Consider the following 18,301-nt stretch of genomic DNA (forward strand, 5'->3'; position numbering starts at 1 on the left):
TGGGGTTGGTCGGGCCATGCTGAGATGTCCGGTTTGTGATGCGCGCGTGCCAGGCGAAGATCTCGTCTCGGGGGTCTGTTCGCGCTGTCATAACCGACTGAGCATTGACCTGGATCGAGAGGAGACGGACAGCGACACTCTCGACACCATGCTCTCCGATCCTGGCATGGCTGAATCCGATGTGGATGAATCGTCACGTTCCGGCTCACAAGAGGACTCTGAAGCCGAGAAAAACGCTGGCCCTTTCGACAAACCAGGTGTTCAGAACAAGCCGGGTGATGGCCCGACGGGTTTATCGGCAAAAGGAGAATTGTCTCGATCAGCTGCTGCAGTCCCTGTGACTCGAGACACACTGCCACCCCTGAAAAGTCAGGCCGTTAATCCTAAAGAAAATTCAAGCGATAGCAGCTTGAACCGCCCTCCCGTGAGCGGCTATCCGACACCTGATGAGCTTGATCAGGGTGGACGGACAATGGTGATTGCCGACAGCTCTGTCTTTTTCGCGGATTCAGATGATATTGTCCCCTTTCTTTCAGGTGAGGAATCATCTGAGCAAGGAGCAGATAGTCAAGAGGGCAACGGCAGAGAAGATCGGTTGCAAACAGAAGCGGGGCTGGATCTTTCTGGCCCTCCTGACCAGACAATGATCTCTGATGATTTTTCCGGAGAATTCCTGACCGAAGGGGATAGTGCAGCAGGAGTCGCGCGGACACTGGCCAATATCGAGTCGCACGATGATGGGCAGGCTGACAGTTACATGGCGACGTATGTGGCTGATGATCAGGCGCAGGAGGTTCTGGATCAACGAGAAGAAGCTGGCCGGACAATCGTTGGGACTGATCTGGATGCTCTGGAGTCTGGAGATACTGCTGCGACGTTTGTCTCTGATGAGGTTCCTGAGGCGATTCTTAAAACTGTGGCTTCGGTCTGGGGAGATGAGCCGGAAAGTCCTGAAGCCCGGCCAGGGATGACGCTTAAAGGACGGGATGTCAAACGCATTCCAGGCCCGCGACAGACGCTGGTGATCAAGCATCGCGCTTTGACTCATGGCCCAGGGCCAAAGGTTGGGAATGACCAGGCCGAATACGAGGTCATCAAGGTGCTGGGCGAAGGGGGCATGGGCATCGTTTACGAAGCCCGGCAAACTTCGGTGGATCGCGAAGTCGCTGTGAAAATGCTGAAGGCGCAATCAGCCAAGAATGAGCGGCAGCGTCAAAAGTTTCTGGCAGAAGCTGTGGTCACGGGGGATTTGGAACACCCTAATATTGTGCCCATATACGATGTGGGTTCGGCTCGTGATGGCTCGCTGTTTTATTCCATGAAAAAAGTCCAGGGAACCCCCTGGCTGAAGGTGATCGGCAAGAAATCACTTTTTGAGAACCTTGAGATTCTGATGAAAGTGGCAGACGCAGTGGCGTTTGCTCACGCACGCGGGGTGATTCATCGCGATCTTAAGCCCGAAAACGTGATGCTGGGTGAATTCGGTGAAGTGCTGGTGATGGACTGGGGTCTGGCCCAGCCATCGGCTGCTTTCCGCCGGAAGGACAGTATCGTCGAAAACACGACGATGGGCGGAACACCGGCCTATATGGCGCCGGAAATGGCAACTGGCCCGATTACTAAAGTCACACCACAAAGTGATGTCTATCTGCTGGGGGCGATTCTTTTCGAGATTTTGACGGGGCTGCCGCCGCATGCTGGCAAGACCGCCATGAAATGCCTGATGGCAGCGGCTCGAAATGAGATCGTTGCGACAGAAAAAGATGGCGAACTCGTCGACATTGCTCGTAAAGCCATGGCCACTGAGACAAAAGATCGTCATCAGACGGTCACAGAATTTCAGTCGGCGATTCGAGAGTATCTCTCGCACTCTGAGAGTGTGCAGATGGCACTTCGTGCCGAGGAAGATCTGATCGAAGCCCATCGCCTGGGTGGGTATGACGGTTATGCCAAAGCTTTGTTCGGTTTTGAAGAAGCCGTGGCCTTGTGGAATGGCAACCTGACGGCTCAGCAGGGAGAACGCAAAGCCCGATTGGCTTATGCCCAGTTTTCCATCGACAAAGGCGACTACGATCTCGCCAAATCGTTACTGCACTCCAAGGATGCCGACCATCAGCCACTCATCAAACTGATTGATGAAGCCGTCGCTGAGCGGGAAGGACGGCAACAGCGCATTCGTCTGTTGCGGCGAACGGCTTCGATATTAGCCGGCGCAGTGGCAATTATTGTGACCATCGCGTTTTTCTGGATTCGAGCTGAAGCCAATCGGGCGATGCTTGCTGAAGCTGATGCTACGAAGCAGCGGGATGTGGCAATCAAGAACGAAGGGGAAGCCAAGCTGGCTCGTGATGATGCGGAAGTTCGTCGCAAAGAGGCGGAACTTGCGAAAGAACAGGCCATTACAGCGAGGACGGCTGCCCAAACGGCTGAATTGCAGGCCCGTGAAGCTCAGGCTGTTTCCGAGAGCGAGCGTGCCAAAGCGGAGTTGGCTCGAATTGCCGCTGAAAAGGCCAAAGCCAGCGAAGAATATGAAGCCTATATTGCCAGAATTGGTCTGGCATCGGCCAAGATCAACGAGAACGCATTTGCAACTGCTAAACAGCTGCTGCTGGATTGCCCTGTCTATTTGCGAAACTGGGAGTGGGGCCGGCTGATGCACTTATGCAGTCAGCAATCACAGCAGATTTCGGCAGGATCGCCGCTGGATGCTCTGGCGATTGACCACTCTCACGGGCGATTTGCAACGGGTGGCTGGGATGGAACGGCCAGAATCTTTCAATTGAAAGATGGCCAGCCGCTGAAAGTTTTCAAGACAAAAGGGCAATATGTCCATGCGGTGGCTTTCCAGCCTGGCAGTCCGATGCTGGCGCTGGGAGGAAGTGAGGCCGGAGCTTATTTACAGCTTTGGAACATTGAAACCGGGCATCCGGTCAGAACGTTCTCCGGGCATGAAGATGGTGTTTTATCGGTGCAGTTTTCACGAGATGGGAAATCATTACTGAGTTCATCGTACGACAAGTCGATCAAGCTCTGGGATGTCGAGACTGGCCGTCTGATTCGTACTTATAATGGACATAACTGGTGGGTCTGGTCGGCCCGCTTCTCTCCCGATGAAAAACGAATTGTTTCTGCGGGGCAGGATGGAATTGTTCTGGTGTGGGATGTGATGTCTGGCCGGCAATTCCCTCCGTTTACCGGGCACGAAGGGCCTGTTTATACCGCATCGTTCGATCCTACTGGCCGATTTATTGCCAGTGGCGGTTACGACCGGAAGATTCAGTTCTGGGATCCCGTGGCGATCAAGCCGTTTGACTTCCGTAAAGCGGCAGAAGAAACAGCCGCAAGCGAGACACCTGATGTTTTATCTTCGGTGAACGAGAATGCGACCAATTCCAAGATATTGACAGGCCATCAGGGAGCCATCCGTTCGCTGCGATTCTCCCAGGATGGGGCGTTGCTGCTGAGCGGAGCGCAGGATAACACGGCCATGCTCTGGGAACTGCCACAAGGGCGGCTTTCACTGACCTTGCGCGGGCATGATGGGTGGGTTCGTGCGAGTGAGTTTGGCGAAGGAGATCGCCGTATTCTGACGGCCAGTTACGACTCGACTGTTTGCGAATGGAGTACGGAAAAATATGAGGAATTCCGGGTCCTCAGTGGGCGTGTCTTTGAAGGGCACGAAGACGCGGTGCTGTCTGCGGCATGGGCACCCAATCAGGCATCCATTGTGACGGCCGGACGAGATCGAACGGCTCGCACCTGGGATGTCTCGACGGGACATCGTCAATTGCAGTTGAAGGAAGGCCACGAGTTTCTGGCTTCCCGCGCGATCTTCTTTGATGCGGGCAAAAGGCTGGCGACAGCGGGGGTTGATAACACCGTACGCCTTTGGGAAGTCGAAACAGGGACACAGCAAAAGCTCTTTGAACATACGGGTCGGAGTGCGGCCATGGCTGTTTCTAAAGATGGGAAGTGGCTGGTAACCGGTAGTGATCACAAAGCGGTTTGCCTGTGGAGTCTGACAGATCATTCGATTGTCAGAGAACTGACTGGCCATCAGCATGAACCTTCTGCGATTGCCATTTCTCCTAATGGGAAATTGGTGCTTTCCGGTGACCTTCGCGGCAAGATCATCCTTTGGGATCGCGATAATGGATCAGTGCTGGGAAAGCTGGATGGTCACTCTCGCCGGGTTCAGGAGATCGCTTTCTCTCCGGATGGCCGAAAAGCATATAGCGCGAGTGCCGACAACACGGTGGCTGTCTGGGATCTGGCGACAATGTCCGAAGTTCGCACGGCGGTCATGAAGCATCCGGAAAGCGTTCTCACAATGTCGCTTTCTGCGGATGGTCTTCAATTGGCGACCAGCGCTGCGGATCGTGTCATTCGACTGTGGTCGACGGCAAACTCGCAAATTGTGGGTGAGTATCAACCTGCGCGGGGGGTGGTGAATTCGCTTGATATTTCACGAGATGGAAAGTTACTGGCCCTTGCCAATTCGGAAACACGCCGGGCTGAATTGCTGGAAATTCCGTCGATGAAACTGCTCCCCGAAGGCATGGGAGGGATGGCGATTGATCTCAAGAGTCATGGTAGCCTGCTGTGGGCGGCTGCTTTTGGCCCACAACCAGAAACCCTGATGACAATTGGTGGGACGGATGCCAGATTGTGGAACCTGCGCAATGGGCAGGAAATGATGACGTTCAGCCCGAATGGTGTTGTGGCATCGGCTCGCTATTCACGAGATAACCAGTGGATTGTTACGGGGAGCTGGGATAACTCCGTCAAGATCTGGAATGCTACCACTGGGGCTTCCTTCGTGAGGCTGGAAGGAGGACATACTTCGGCTGTGAACATGGCCGAGTTTTCTCCTGATGGTCAATTTGTTTTAACGGCAAGTGATGATGGAACCGCTAAACTTTGGAACTGGAAGGCCACGCCTCCTCAGGTTGTGAAAGTGCTGGCTGAGCATACAGGTCGGGTGCGATCGGCGATTTTCAGTCGTGACGGCTCAAAAATTGTGACCACTTCTTCCGACAAGACGGCACGGCTTTGGGATACGGAAACTGGAAAGTGTCTCCAGACATTCAAAGGGCATGAATGGCCCGTTCTGACAGCGGCAATCAGTCAATCCGGCAAGCTGTTGCTGACCGGGAGTGAAGACAAGTCGGCTCGCTTGTGGGAACTCGCTACGGGAAAAGAGCTTTTCGTACTGGCGGGGCATACGGCTCCTGTAACGAGCGTTGACATCTCTCCTGATGGCACACGACTCCTGACAGGAAGCCAGGACGAATCGGTTAAGCTTTGGGATACAAGAACAGCCAACGAAATTCTCACTCTTTCGCGGCACACACAAGATGTGACCAGTGTCGCGTTTTCACCAGATGGCCGCCAGATTCTGACGGGAAGCCGGGATGGCACGGCTATTATCTGGGTTGCACGGGAGTGGGACGAAAAACCGCAGAATGCGACTCAGTCGCCGGTTTCTCCTTTGAAGACTACTGGTCTGACGAATCGAACAATTCCGAACCCTGCGGTTCCTCTGGCCCATCGGCTGGTACGATAATAAGCTCTGACAAAACCTTTGATGCCGCTGGATGAGCAGCATTTCACGCTTGAAATCTGCGCAAGCCGTTTTGTCAGATGTTTATGGACATTGGCGATGTTGTCCTTTCGGGTGTGCTCAAAAGAGCATGACCAACCCTTCGACCGACTGAATCTTTCGGTAAATGGCGAGCACTTGATAGGAGCTTCCTACGTGTGGCTCGACTGTCAGCGAGATATGTCTTCCCTGTTTAGTCTCGCGCACTGAGTGCTGGGGAACATGTGGGTGATCCAGTTCCGATTGAACCGCAGCCAAAACACGGTTGATGAAGTCGTCCTCGGCTTTGCCAATCACCTTGAAGGTGAAGACACACGGAAAAGTGTGCATGGCTTCCAACAATTCCAGGGCGGGCAATGTTTCCATGAAATGATGATTCCTCAATGCAATGATCAACAAACGTGATTGGCCTGCTCACAGATTATTGCTTAACCTGTCAAATCAGAATTGAAGCTCCAGTAGTCTAACAGGGAGTGACAATCTCTGACGCTTTCAAGTTCACTGAAATCGTTGCCATGTCCACGTGATCATCACCAAGAGTCTATTGGGAATTCTGAAGATGCGCGCTCTTCAACTGACTGAACCCAAGTCATTTCGATTTATTGAAATCCCTGAGGTTGCCGAACCTGCTCCTGGCGAAGCTGTTATTGAAGTCCATCGCGTGGGAATTTGCGGCACCGATCTGAGCGGTTATCTCGGGAAGATGCCCTTCTTTTCCTATCCACGTATTCCCGGTCACGAACTGGGAGTTCAGGTTCTGGCGGTCGGTGAGGGAGTGACCAATATCCAGACAGGAGACCGGTGTTCTGTCGAGCCATATCTCAACAATCCCCAGAGCTTTGCCAGCTCACGAGGTCGGGGAAACTGCTGTGAAGAACTCAAAGTGCTGGGAGTTCATACCGATGGGGGACTCCGTCGGCGTTTCATCGTTCCTGCACGGAAGCTTCATCCTGCCAAAACATTATCCTGGGAGCAGTTAGCACTTGTTGAGACATTGGCGATTGGCTGCCATGCGGTGGATCGGTCAATGGCACAGCCGGGAGAAGATGTGCTGGTGATTGGAGCCGGCCCGATTGGGCTTTCCGTCATCGAATTTGTGAAGCTTTCCGGGGCACGAACCATCGTGATGGATATGAATGCCCAACGGCTCGATTTCTGCAAAAACGTGATGAACGTCAATGACACGATTCTTGCAACCGGAGATGGGCGAGAGTTGAAAGAGCTGGAAGAACTGACCAACGGCCACCTGGCGATGGCTGTCATCGATGCCACTGGATCTGCCAAGTCCATGTCCCATGCGCTTCAGTATGTGGGACATACGGGGCGGTTGGTCTATGTGGGAATTACGACGGATGTGCTGTCGTTTGCTCACCCGCTGATGCACCGCCGGGAAATGACGATTATGGGTTCACGCAACGCCATGCCTAAAGACTTCAGCCGCATTATTGGTCATATCGAAGCGGGTCAGATTGATACGCGACCGTGGATTACTCACACGGTTCCCTTTAGCAACGTGATCAACGAATTTGAGAAGTTCACCCGGCCCGAAACCGGTGCGATCAAGGCCGTTATTGATCTGGATGAATAGACCTGTTTCCGGGTCAGTGTGGCGGCAGAGTTTTCCATTCGTTGACGGACAAGCATTGTCCATACGCGGTCACATACGCCGGAACAGGGATTAGCGGCAGGAGGATTTTCCATCAGGAAAGAGCATGCTGATGCTGGTGCGTTCGTGAATGGATCGAATGGCTTCAGCAAACAGTGGTGCCACGGTGATGACCTGGACGTTGGGCGGCAGCGGGTCAAAGGAGTTCTCAATAGTGTCGGTCACGAACATCTGCTTGATCTGACTGGCTGCGATACGTTCACCGGCGCCCTTTGAGAGCACGGCATGAGAGACAGCCGCATAGACGTCTTTCGCCCCTCGCCTTTTCAGCGTTTCGGCCATGGCGATCAGTGAGCGTCCGGTAATCGCGAGATCATCGACCAGCAGGACGTTCTTGTCTTTCACGTCGCCGATGACTTCCAGAACTTCAACAGTTTCGGAATGGTCCGTCCTCTGCTTGTTGCCGATGACGACCGGCGTGCCCAGCAGGTTGGCATAGGCCGCTGCGCCTTTGGCAAATCCCACATCCGGGCTGCAAACCACCAGATCGGGAACATTCAATTTCTGAAAATGTTCAACCAGTACCTGTCGCCCATAGAGGTGATCCACCGGCACACGGAAAAACCCCTGAATCTGAGGACTGTGCAAATCCATCGTCAGAACTCGATCAGCACCTGCGGCCTCAATGGCATCTGCACACACGCGGGCACGGATCGAAACCCGCGGCTCATCTTTCTTGTCACCTTGAGCATAACTGAAGAACGGGATCACGGCTGTCACATTCTGGGCACTGGCCCGGCGCAGGGCATCAATCCAGAAGAGGAGTTCCATGAAATTGTCGTTCACCGGGAAGTGGCATCCCTGAATAATATAAGCGTCTTTACCGCGAACATTTTCCTTGATGCGGACAAAGACATTCCCTTCGCTGAAGACGTGTGCCCGGCAAGGGGTCAAGCTGACTCCCAATGCGGTGGCGACATGCTGAGCGAGAAGCGGATTCGCTGTCCCTGCAAGAATGGCCAAGTCACCTTGGGGAGCCTGAAAAGGAATGGCACGGGGGCCTTCCAGATTGGATCGGAAATGTGACATGTTCCAAATTCTCCCCAGTCATCCTTGATGACCGGTCATCGTCAATGAACCAGCATTGTCAGTGAATCAGCGCAGTTGTCAGTGAGCATTTGACGAAGAGAAAGGGAGGCCCCAATGGTGCTGCTTGCGGGCGTTTCTCTCAGAAAGGTGCCACATGACACATACGATGTTTTGGCAGTCGCACCGTTGTCGCAGTTTTCAGGTCAGTTGTCGACCTTTTCCGGGATGTCATTCTGGAGATTATTGCCGATTGCGATTTTTCTGAAAACCGGCAATTGCTGTGGAAACCAGAGACGAGGCCATCGTTGTCTGATCAGGCATCGTCGCCAAGCATCATCCGCAGATAACTCTCATAGCGGAGTCGTGGGATGAGATCCATTTGAACGGCTCTCTGGATCGCGCAATCTTCTTCACGATAATGCCGGCAATTGGGATAGCGGCATAAGGCAACGAATGGGCGGAACTCAACAAAATAGCCTTCAATTTCCTCTGGACGCACATCCCAGAGTTCCATTTGCCGGATACCCGGAGTATCAACCACCCAACCGCCTCCATGCAGAGCCAGCAATTGCGTGTAGCGGGTGGTGTGCTTTCCTTTCTGGGTGACGTCGCTCACGATGCCGGTACTGAGTGAAAGCCCCGGCTGGACAGCATTGAGCAGGCTGGATTTTCCTACACCACTCTGCCCGGCAAAGACAGTTTGCTCTCCTTGAAGGAGCGAGCGGAGACGATCAATCCCATAGCCATTGGTGACGCTGGTGATGACCACGTCACAACCAATCTGCGAATACCACCCGATGATTGGTTGTAATTCTACGGGATCAACCAGATCAATCTTATTGATGCAGACGATCGGGTGGACATCACCTTTGCCAGCACTAACCAGAAACCGGTCGATTAACGCGGGTTTGAGATTTGGTTGGGACGCCGAACCAACGATCAGCATCTGCGTGACATTTGCGACAAGCACATGCTGCCGATTTTGATGACCACGTGACAGAACGCCCTGTCGTGGCTCCACGCGTTCAATCACGCCGGTCTTCTCATCAGAGGTGGTGATCCAGACACGATCACCCGCAGCCACGGCATTCCGCGTTTCCCGCGCCATTGTGCGGACAATCCGTCGGACACTGCACATGAATCGACGGCCATCTTCGACCTGAACCGTGCATTGAGTCGAACCCACAGAGGAAAGCACCCGGCCGAAAAGTGCTTTGGAAGTATCAATCTCCAGAACGATATGGTCGCCCTGGATCGAAGCTCCGCGGACAGTCCGTTTACGGCTCATTTCATTGCGGCCACGAACCCGCTCGGTGGCCCGCATGTCCATCACGCGATCAGCATCAACCTCCATATCGCGGGTGAAGTCGTTTTTCCGACTCCGCGAACTGCGGTTTTTCAGCAGGTCGGCCCGCAATTGTGGCTTGGGCTTTTTCGCCATGTACAAACAGTCCATTCAGAAGGCGACGACATCTCTCAGAAAAAGAGTCGTGGCTGGCAAAAAGGTTCAGGAATGATCACTGCCGATCACGCCACGATCATTAAGGCGCAGCGACGTCAGTAGACATCGCTGATCGATGCCTAAAGCATCAGTGTGGCTCAGCTCTCTCGGATTCACAAGGAGCAAGCACACTGCAGGATGTCGACGAAGTATCGGTCACAGCAAACTATTGAAGCTTCCCTTCTGATTTGGCAGGTGAAGCCAGGAGTGGCGAGCAGGCCAACAAGCCTGCGGACAAGCTCAACAACCGATCAGGACAGAGTGGTCGTACCACTATGGTGACCGCTGCCAGTTCAATCTTGAGAGTGATTCTTCCCAAGCGGTGCGGAGGACGGAAATCTGGTCATCAAGCTCTCGATGTCGCTCCAACTCAGTTTCCAGGTCGACATTGGAAAGCTCCAGTCGGCCGGCGATCAGCTTTCCAGACCGGGATGCGTCCTCTGAATCTTGCGTGAAAGCCCCCGATTCCGCTGTGGTCTGAAAAAATCCCGCACGCACAAGTTTAAGCCAACTGGCGTCGCGAATTGTTGCCAGTTGAATGCGGCCTGCATCGACTCGTTCCGAATGACCTGCGGCACGGCAACTTACGGCTCCGGTTTCTTCGATCAAAATCTGCTGGCTCTGTTCGGGAAGCGTCACGGGAGGATCAAGTGGCAAGTTTTTACCACCTGCGATTACACACAGTTGCCGATCGTCATTGAGAGTCAGTTGGCCTCTTCTGGTCAGCAGGCGTTGTTCGCCGTCGCGCACAACAAACCAGCCATACCCTTGAATAGCGACATCCAATTCCCGTTCGGTGATCGCCCATTTTCCTGGGGAAGGATCGATCAAAATTCGAAGCCGTGATGGCATCAGGTCACCCGACGATTCGTCGTTTGTCGAGGGTTCAAGAACAACAACTTGCCGACGATATCCCAGAGAGGTGGCCTGCGACATGTTGGAACGCAAAATCTGCTGCGCACGGCGCAACAGGCGAATCTCTGGTGAGACGGTCTCAATGACGTCACCTGTGCGTAACATCTCATCCTGGGAAGGTGATGAGGATGTGGCCTCCAGTTCCAGGTGCCCAGGTGCCTCCTGAGTGAGTATTCGTCCTGGATCGAGAGGTGGCAATTGCGGCAATGCCGGTGTGTCTATTGGGACAGAAGTTCCAGCATCATCAGTTGTCGGAGACAGTGTGATCGCGGAATCACCTTGAGGCGTTTCCAGTATTTTTAGTGGTGATCCCAGATCGTTACTCAGTTTGGGCATCGCAACAGGGAACTCTTGCCTTAAACGAACCAGATCTCTGACAGCTTGCAGGGGAACGTCTTCAAACTGATCCATCCAGATCACTAATTCTTCCTCGCTGGCAGTGGGGAGTTCCTTCAAAATGGCTTCTCGCAAATCACGACGAGCGGCCTGCTGCCTGGGAGAGAGAGAACGATTGGCCTTGCCTTCGGTGGGAACCGAGTTCGTTTGAGGGGCGTTTTCAGCATCATTTGCCAACAAGGGGTCGGTGGTACTTTTCTTTTCTGTCGCACCATTCGCCGTACTGTCGGTGGCATCGAGCGGTAATGGCGTTTCTGTCGGGCGAAAAGGGGCTGGCTCTGTGGAAGTCAGAACGGCATCTCCAATCCCGTTCAAACCCGAATGGGATTGCGATGAAGAGCGCCGGCCTTTGGCGTTGGTCTCATGGATCAATGTCTGATCATGTAGAGAGTTTGTCAGGCCATACCTCGCATCTGCAATTCTCGCGCGACGCGCTGGGGAATCCTCAGGGGATCCTGCCCACAAATAAATAATAGCCAGGTGCGCAAAGACCGTTCCGATAGCCAGCAACCAGAGTTGCCCGATGGGAAAAAGAATCGGTTGTGTGGCCGGAGTCTCGGGAGAGGAGGCGTTCATGGGTATGTCTTCACTCTGACCAAGCGACACAAGCGTTTGACTGTTAAAGATTTCCGTGCAGATATGCCTTGCACTCAAACGCACCAGGACTGTTCTGGCATTTCCGGGAAAACCCATTGATGCTGTTTGAAGGCTAAAACGTTTTCCACAAGACGCAAGATTAAGTCAGATCAGTGGATGTGCACAATTGAAGTTTTTTTGATCCCAAAGTTGAGAATTCCGCTGGCACGCACAAGCAAAAGTCGATAAAAGAGACAGTAGGTAATTACACCACATCTCTAAAACGTAATTACCCGCATTCAATGAAGTTTTCTCTTTCACATCTCTTGGTTTTCTCTCGCTTCTCATCCCATCTTGTTTTTGGAAAGGTCGTTTCCATGCGCCGCAGATCCGGGTTTACACTGATTGAACTGTTGGTTGTTATTGCCATTATTGCGATATTGATCGCTCTGTTACTTCCGGCTGTCCAGCAAGCGCGGGAAGCGGCTCGTCGGACACAGTGTCGCAACAATTTGAAGCAGTTAGGTCTGGCTCTTCACAATTATCATGACGTGTACGGAACGTTTGTCTTCCGCAAAGGAGGGACGAATGGCGGTGGTGACACCTCACGAAACGACGGCAATTACAACCGTCGTTCGGGGATGATCTCGCTGATGCCATACATGGATCAAGGCCCTTATTACAACCGCATTGAAGCGGGCGATGCGGGAGCGACACCTCCAATTCCTCGTGGCGGTGCGGCTCCCTGGGGCGGTTGGAGTGCGTACAATCTCAACTATGCCGGTCTGCGATGCCCTTCGGATCCGGGGACTGCTCCGGCTCGCGGGCTTTGCAATTACGCATTCAACATGGGAGACGTGGTCACCAATAACTTGAATGAACGCCGCAGCAACGGCTTGTTCGCTTATGACACCTGTTATGGGATTCGGGACATTACCGACGGAACCAGCAATACGCTCGCTTTATCAGAACGTTGCGTGAGCGCGAGTTCAACGGCTAATCTGGATATTCGCCTGGGTCAACTCCAAAGCGTGGGCACGATCACCACGAACCCTGGTAGTTGCGTCAGCTCAGTGGCTCTTGTCAGTTCAAATCGCCGTTTTACAACCTCAACCAACGTGAAAACCCGATTCAGCGCCGTGTGGACGGATGGACAAGCAGAAAACGTCGGCTTCACCTCAATCCTGCCTCCTAACTCACCCAGTTGCGCTTCCGATGGGACGGGGAACTCCGATGCTCCCAGCACTGTGCTCTCGGTCAGCAGCTACCATACCGGGGGAGCGCATGCTCTGATGGCCGATGGCGCTGTCCGATTTGTCTCGGATAACATCAACTCGGGTTCATTGGGCGCGACAGCGAATACATTTGGCGGCCCCAGCCCTCATGGTATCTGGGGGGCTTTGGGAACACGCGCCGGAAACGAAGTGACTGGCGAGTTCTAAGGCCGCTTGACCGGGAAAAGTTTCGAGCCGATCTTCGAGCCAATCGCTGTTGGTGATTGGATCAAACTCAGAAATGCTGTCTGTCGTTCTGCGGCAGGCGGCATTTTTTATTAATGATCGCTTTGCAAAAAAGTACCAGCGCCCAACAGAGGCTCGTCAGACATTCAGGCAAATTTCCCACCTGCCTGATAGACTTTAATGCTCTGTGATACGAACGACTCAGCCTTTTGAATTCCCGGTGAAATCGTCGAATGGTGACCGAGCCTTCTTTGCGACAACTCGATAACGCGCATGTCTGGCATCCCTTTACCGCCATGACGACTTACATCGAAGAGAACGCACCCATTATTGTTGAAGGCGAGGGATTCCATCTTGTTGATGAAGAGGGACGCCGCTATCTCGATGGGCATTCCTCTCTGTGGTGCAATGTTCATGGCCATCGGGTTCCCGAGATCGATCAGGCCATCATCGAACAGGTCGGGAGAGTTTCCCACTCCACGTTGCTAGGAATTGCCAACGATCGCTCGATTGAACTTGCTGCAGCACTGGTCGAATTAGCGCCTGCGGGGCTGACTCGGGTTTTCTACACCGATTGCGGTGCTGCGGGGGTAGAAGCTGCGCTGAAGATGGCCTGGCAATATCATCGACAAAAGGCCGTGCCAGAAGATCGCCGACTCTTTGGCTATCTCGACCAAAGCTATCACGGCGACACAGTGGGAGCCGTAAGTGTGGGGGGGATTGATCAGTTTCATAGCCTTTTTGGCGGACTGACGTTCCCTTGCCTCAAGCTCCCATCGCCAGCATCGGTGTTATCAAAGACTTCTTTTGGTGACAATAAAACGGAATCATTGAGCCATCTGCTGGCACAAACAGAAGAGGTTATTTCACAGCATGCCACTCAACTGGCAGCCGTGATTGTTGAGCCGCTGGTTCAATGTGCGGCAGGGATTCTTGTCCACCCTGCTGGATATCTGAAAGGACTGCGCGAGATCACGTCGCGGCATGGCGTGTTACTGATTGCTGATGAAATTGCGGTGGGGTTTGGACGAACGGGAACACTGTTAGCCTGTGAGCATGAAAAAGTCGTTCCCGATATTCTGGTGCTGTCCAAAGGTTTGACGGGAGGTTATCTGCCTCTGGCAGCCACACTGGCAACAGAAACAATTTTTGAGGCGTTCTCCGGCCCACCCTGGAAGGGGAGAACTTTCTACCACGGGCACACGTACACAGGAAACCCTTTAGCCTGTGCGGCAGCGATTGCATCTCTCAAGCGAATCCGAACTCATCGGGTATTGGAGAACGCACAAGCGATTGAAAAACTACTTGGATTAACCTTTGTTCGCTGGCGAGTTGAATTTCCTCGATGGATGAACCAGGTTCATGAAATTCGCCATCGGGGAACCATGGCGGCTATCGATCTGGTGGCTTCCCGACAGCCTTATCAGCGTTATGCAAGTGAGCACCGTGTGGGCCATCAGGTGACGCTCGCTTGCCGGAAACGAAATCTTCTTCTTCGTAACCTGGGCGACTCTGTCGTCATCTATCCCGCCCCTGCCATGCCGCTGGAACTGGTTCGGGAATTACTCAGAAGCGTTGAAGAAAGTCTTGCTGAAGTCACAGCATCGTTATGACCACCTGATCAACATCAATGATTCTTATCCCCGATCCCTATCAGTAACCAACTGCGATAGCATGTCCTGGGAAAGTTTATGTTAACGGCGTAGCGGGTTCAGGAAATCGACGTTTTTCGTGAATCCATCTCGCTCCTTATTGTGAGATCACAAATGCAGTGTCCGTCTGCTGGTAAGGCGGCTTTCCTCGTGTTGCAGGTGGCTCCCTATTGTGAGAACACAAATGTGAGTGTCCGTCGCTGACGCTTCCGGCTCGTTGGTAGGGGACGCTGGGAAGGTTTATGTTAGCGGCGTGGCGGGTTCAGGAAATCGACGTTGAATCGTTTCATCATGTCCTGGCGGACGTCATTTCGATCATTGTTAAGTGACTTCCAGATGGTTTCCCGCTCAACAGTTCCACGAGCAATCGCATCGGCCTGCTTTCCGCGAATCTCGGGGAAATTTGTTTCCACATTGACCGAACCTGGAGTCATCCAGATACCGCCCCATCCCCAACCACCCCAGCCGCCGTTCCATTGATAATGGGGAGGCGTAACGTCGACCCGGTATTCGGCATAACTTTGCACACGTCCCATTTCGAGCTTCACACCACGAAGTGACATGCCGATCTGCCGTAATCGCGCACTCACTGAGCGGCCATACCGCAGCAGATCCGGGTCAACATTTCGGATCGGAAGCTCATCAATGCGGCGGGCAAAATTATCGTACCAGGAGGCAACCCGCTGGAAATCGTGGCCACGCGACGCCTGGCGGTACAGATCGTCAACCATCTGGTTCACCGTCTGGAAGTAAGCGATCGAAGCGGCCAGCGTGGCTTCTTCTGGTGTCTGTGATGACTGGGCCTCTGGAAGCAGTGTGCCGGCTCCGACCCCTTGAATCAGAGACAACACCATGCGAAGGCTGGGGTCACTGATCGGACTAGTCAATCGAAGCTCGCGGCCATTGAGTACGGCCTTAGCCGTTTCAATTTCATCGATATGGAAGCCGTAATCATTCAGATAGTTGACGAAAACTTGTTGCAATTCAGTGGCAGGGCGAGTGGGTGTACGAGAAAAACTGATTTTGATCGTCATGTCCAGTTGGTTAGTCGCATCCACATCAAATTCAATCGTTTGTAAGTCAGAAAGGATCTGTCCCATAATCCGGGCTTCATTGGGTTTGCCGGCAAAGGGGAGAGTGGATTGCAGATAGTTGGCTGCCACCACGGGATCAAATGAGTCCCGCATATCAATGGCCAGAACGACCTGATTGGTCGACGCATTGATGATCTCTTCAGCCCAGGATTTCTCAGTCGATCCACCGGCAAGAACGTTGGTTGCCGATCGAATAAATCGACCAAGATCATGACGAGAGGCTGGTGAAAGAATGGCCAGTCGATTGCCCGGCAATTGTGTGGCAATCGCTTCCGCCCCCAGGACAACCACGGGATGATTACTGACCTGCTGAATGACCCCGCCTGTCGGCTGACTGAGCGTGCGCAGTGTCCACGTCCCTTGCATCTGGCCTAACGCCAATGCCCAGACCACACGGTTCTGATCTGGCTGGACATGGGCAGCACGAACCAGCATTGTCGCGTTAGAAGGGACTGTCACTGCTCCGTTCAAAAATGCAGAAGTGTGTGCCTGTCGCCAATTGGCCGAGCGCCCCATGGGACTCTCATGAAGTTCCTGAACTCTGATCACAGCGACGAGATTGGCCGTATCGGGGATCAACTCTCCCAACTTGACGAGAGCTTCTGGCGCTGGGCCTTCTGCTTGCACGGAAGACTGAAATATCAGGCCACCGATAAGAATCATCCAAGCCAGCGACATGGCCAGGGAATTGTTGATCTGTGGGCGGGACATGAGAGCCAATTCAGTTGATTCTCTGCCGCAGACTGACGGTTTGCAGGCCAGATCGACATCAGTCACGCGCATCACACAGGCCTTTTCAATGGTGGTATCAAACTCAACACAGATGTTGTCACAACCCGATGAGACGGCGTCAGCATAGACATTTCCCTGACGCCTCGAAAGATGCTACTGGCGAGGGTGCTGAAAACTCTTATCAAATGCATCCAGCGCGCACATTAAAGCCTGTGTCTTCATTACTGGCGATGTTGTCGGATAAGCTTTCCAACAGGCCGGTCTCAAGAAGCTTGCCTGAAGAAGCCCCACGCTGACGCCAGCTCAGGATTTTTTTGATTTTTTCGGCGCACCCGACGAATTACCAGACTTTGTTTTTGGTGCAGTCTCTCGTACAGCACTCGTTTTTTTGAGCAAGGGTTTAGCCGTTTTCTTTGTCGTCTTTTTTGCAACGTGACTGTTTGCAGGAGTCGTCTTTGACACGCCAGCCTTGGGGCCAACTTTCTTTTTTGTTGACCCTTGGGCAGGAACCACTTCATTGCGTTTGGAAGACTGAATTCGTTGCAATAGGTCGGAATACTGACTGTTGCCGGGAGTCAACAGGCAGGCAGTCTCAGCGAGAAACAGGGCCACTTCATAGTAACGGCGTTCCAGGCACGCTTCTGCGGCAGCCGCATGAAGTTCATCGTGCCAGGGATTGAGCGCGAGTCCCTCTTCAGCGAGTCGATCCAGGCGGTTCCACTCGCTTTTCCGACGAGCATCAGCAATCAGAACCATGAGCCGGATAATCACGCTGGAAGCTGTCGCTGATCCTACGAGATTCTGCCGATGCTTGCGGCACGCTGTGGCCCGCAATGTTTTTCGATACTGCAGATTAGAAGGGGATCGATTCACCGATTCACGGAAGTGAGACAGCGCCAGTTCCAGACTTCCTTTCGCAGAAGCTTTTGAACCTTCCCGAAAATTCTGGGGTGCTGTCAATCGCGAGAGAGACTCATTCATCGAATCGATTGCTTCGATTGCCTCCCTGCGGCTTGGTTTCGCCCCACTTTTGCGTGCTGAAGAAGCTCTGCCGTGAAGCGGCTTGGGGCCGATGCCCTGGCCTTGTTCTGAGGCCCGCTTTCTTGTGCCACCACGAAAAGAAGGTTCTTTGCCGGTCGACTCTTTTCGATCAGAAGATGTCGACGGGCGCGAAGTCCTTGAACGCGAGCTTTTTTCGCCATGCAATGACGAACCTGTGTGACTCCCGGGAGAAACATCTCCTCGCCTGACGCTGCGTGCCTTTTCCCAGGCCGATTCGACGGAGTCATTTTCTACAGGATCGGAAGATTGACGCTGAGGCACATGATCAGGCATGAATTGATTCTTTCGTACCGTGGCCAGCCAAACGTATTCACTGGAATAACGGCACTATTTCTCTATTTCTCTAATTGAACTGGAATTCTCTCACTGAACTGTCACTCATGTCTCTTTTGACTGTGTCTCTGTTGAACGGTCAAAATGAGATGTTCTGCTTCACAAGCGTGATCCAGCGAAAGAACAAATCTCTGTGACTGTGGCAGTATCAAATGCTTCTGAGCAGACACCATTCTGAGGAGTGTTTACCATAACGTGAGGAATGGCAATGGTCACCTGGAGGTCTCTCAATTTCAGTGGTGATTCTGGCAAGTTTCGTGGGATTCCACGCAAATTTGAATTT

General features: G+C 53.1%; 10 protein-coding genes. 4 read left to right on the forward strand and 6 right to left on the reverse strand.

What is annotated here, in order from left to right; all coding sequences use genetic code 11:
- The first annotated feature begins 16 nt into the window (after nt 1-16).
- Entirely contained in the window at nt 17-5,566 is a 5,550-nt protein-coding gene (locus SH287x_RS08615; protein WP_479518294.1) for a protein kinase domain-containing protein, read from the forward strand.
- Nucleotides 5,567-5,683: 117 nt separating this feature from the next.
- Here the strand turns inward: SH287x_RS08615 and SH287x_RS08620 are convergent, their stop codons facing one another.
- Nucleotides 5,684-5,968: a DUF493 domain-containing protein gene (locus SH287x_RS08620; RefSeq protein ID WP_479518295.1), complete on the reverse strand. Its 285-nt coding sequence runs from the start codon at nt 5,966-5,968 to the stop codon at nt 5,684-5,686.
- Between the two features lie 193 nt (nt 5,969-6,161).
- Here SH287x_RS08620 and SH287x_RS08625 point away from each other — a divergent pair, with 193 nt between their 5' ends.
- Entirely contained in the window at nt 6,162-7,190 is a 1,029-nt protein-coding gene (locus tag SH287x_RS08625; protein ID WP_479518296.1) for a zinc-binding alcohol dehydrogenase family protein, read from the forward strand.
- 90 nt (nt 7,191-7,280) lie between these two features.
- Here SH287x_RS08625 and SH287x_RS08630 read toward each other — a convergent pair whose 3' ends face one another.
- From SH287x_RS08630 to SH287x_RS08640, 3 genes are all read right to left on the reverse strand, one after another.
- Entirely contained in the window at nt 7,281-8,297 is a 1,017-nt protein-coding gene (locus tag SH287x_RS08630; protein ID WP_479518297.1) for a ribose-phosphate diphosphokinase, read from the reverse strand.
- 313 nt (nt 8,298-8,610) lie between these two features.
- Entirely contained in the window at nt 8,611-9,738 is a 1,128-nt protein-coding gene (gene rsgA / locus SH287x_RS08635; protein WP_479518298.1) for a ribosome small subunit-dependent GTPase A, read from the reverse strand.
- Nucleotides 9,739-10,071: 333 nt separating this feature from the next.
- Nucleotides 10,072-11,685, reverse strand: a complete 1,614-nt coding sequence (locus SH287x_RS08640) for a hypothetical protein (RefSeq protein WP_479518299.1) — start codon at nt 11,683-11,685, stop codon at nt 10,072-10,074.
- A 377-nt stretch (nt 11,686-12,062) separates the two neighbouring features.
- Here SH287x_RS08640 and SH287x_RS08645 point away from each other — a divergent pair, with 377 nt between their 5' ends.
- Nucleotides 12,063-13,127 carry a DUF1559 domain-containing protein gene (locus SH287x_RS08645; RefSeq protein WP_479518300.1) on the forward strand — a complete coding sequence of 355 codons (1,065 nt, stop codon included), beginning with the start codon at nt 12,063-12,065 and terminating at the stop codon, nt 13,125-13,127.
- 251 nt (nt 13,128-13,378) lie between these two features.
- Complete coding sequence (gene bioA / locus SH287x_RS08650) at nt 13,379-14,758, forward strand: adenosylmethionine--8-amino-7-oxononanoate transaminase (RefSeq protein WP_479518301.1); 1,380 nt, start codon at nt 13,379-13,381, stop codon at nt 14,756-14,758.
- Between the two features lie 284 nt (nt 14,759-15,042).
- Here the strand turns inward: bioA and SH287x_RS08655 are convergent, their stop codons facing one another.
- Entirely contained in the window at nt 15,043-16,602 is a 1,560-nt protein-coding gene (locus tag SH287x_RS08655; protein ID WP_479518302.1) for a hypothetical protein, read from the reverse strand.
- A gap of 324 nt (nt 16,603-16,926) precedes the next feature.
- Nucleotides 16,927-17,958: a tetratricopeptide repeat protein gene (locus SH287x_RS08660; RefSeq protein WP_479518303.1), complete on the reverse strand. Its 1,032-nt coding sequence runs from the start codon at nt 17,956-17,958 to the stop codon at nt 16,927-16,929.
- Nucleotides 17,959-18,301: the final 343 nt, after the last annotated feature.

It is taken from the genome of Planctopirus sp. SH287 (genome assembly GCF_056500625.1).

What these genes read in the sequence shown, in the direction of transcription:
- SH287x_RS08615 (WP_479518294.1), top strand. Translation starts at nt 17, where the DNA reads ATGCTGAGATGTCCGGTTTGTGATGCGCGCGTGCCAGGCGAAGATCTC.
- SH287x_RS08620 (WP_479518295.1), bottom strand. Translation starts at nt 5,968, where the DNA reads ATGGAAACATTGCCCGCCCTGGAATTGTTGGAAGCCATGCACACTTTT.
- SH287x_RS08625 (WP_479518296.1), top strand. Translation starts at nt 6,162, where the DNA reads ATGCGCGCTCTTCAACTGACTGAACCCAAGTCATTTCGATTTATTGAA.
- SH287x_RS08630 (WP_479518297.1), bottom strand. Translation starts at nt 8,297, where the DNA reads ATGTCACATTTCCGATCCAATCTGGAAGGCCCCCGTGCCATTCCTTTT.
- rsgA (WP_479518298.1), bottom strand. Translation starts at nt 9,738, where the DNA reads ATGGCGAAAAAGCCCAAGCCACAATTGCGGGCCGACCTGCTGAAAAAC.
- SH287x_RS08640 (WP_479518299.1), bottom strand. Translation starts at nt 11,685, where the DNA reads ATGAACGCCTCCTCTCCCGAGACTCCGGCCACACAACCGATTCTTTTT.
- SH287x_RS08645 (WP_479518300.1), top strand. Translation starts at nt 12,063, where the DNA reads ATGCGCCGCAGATCCGGGTTTACACTGATTGAACTGTTGGTTGTTATT.
- bioA (WP_479518301.1), top strand. Translation starts at nt 13,379, where the DNA reads ATGGTGACCGAGCCTTCTTTGCGACAACTCGATAACGCGCATGTCTGG.
- SH287x_RS08655 (WP_479518302.1), bottom strand. Translation starts at nt 16,602, where the DNA reads ATGTCCCGCCCACAGATCAACAATTCCCTGGCCATGTCGCTGGCTTGG.
- SH287x_RS08660 (WP_479518303.1), bottom strand. Translation starts at nt 17,958, where the DNA reads ATGCCTGATCATGTGCCTCAGCGTCAATCTTCCGATCCTGTAGAAAAT.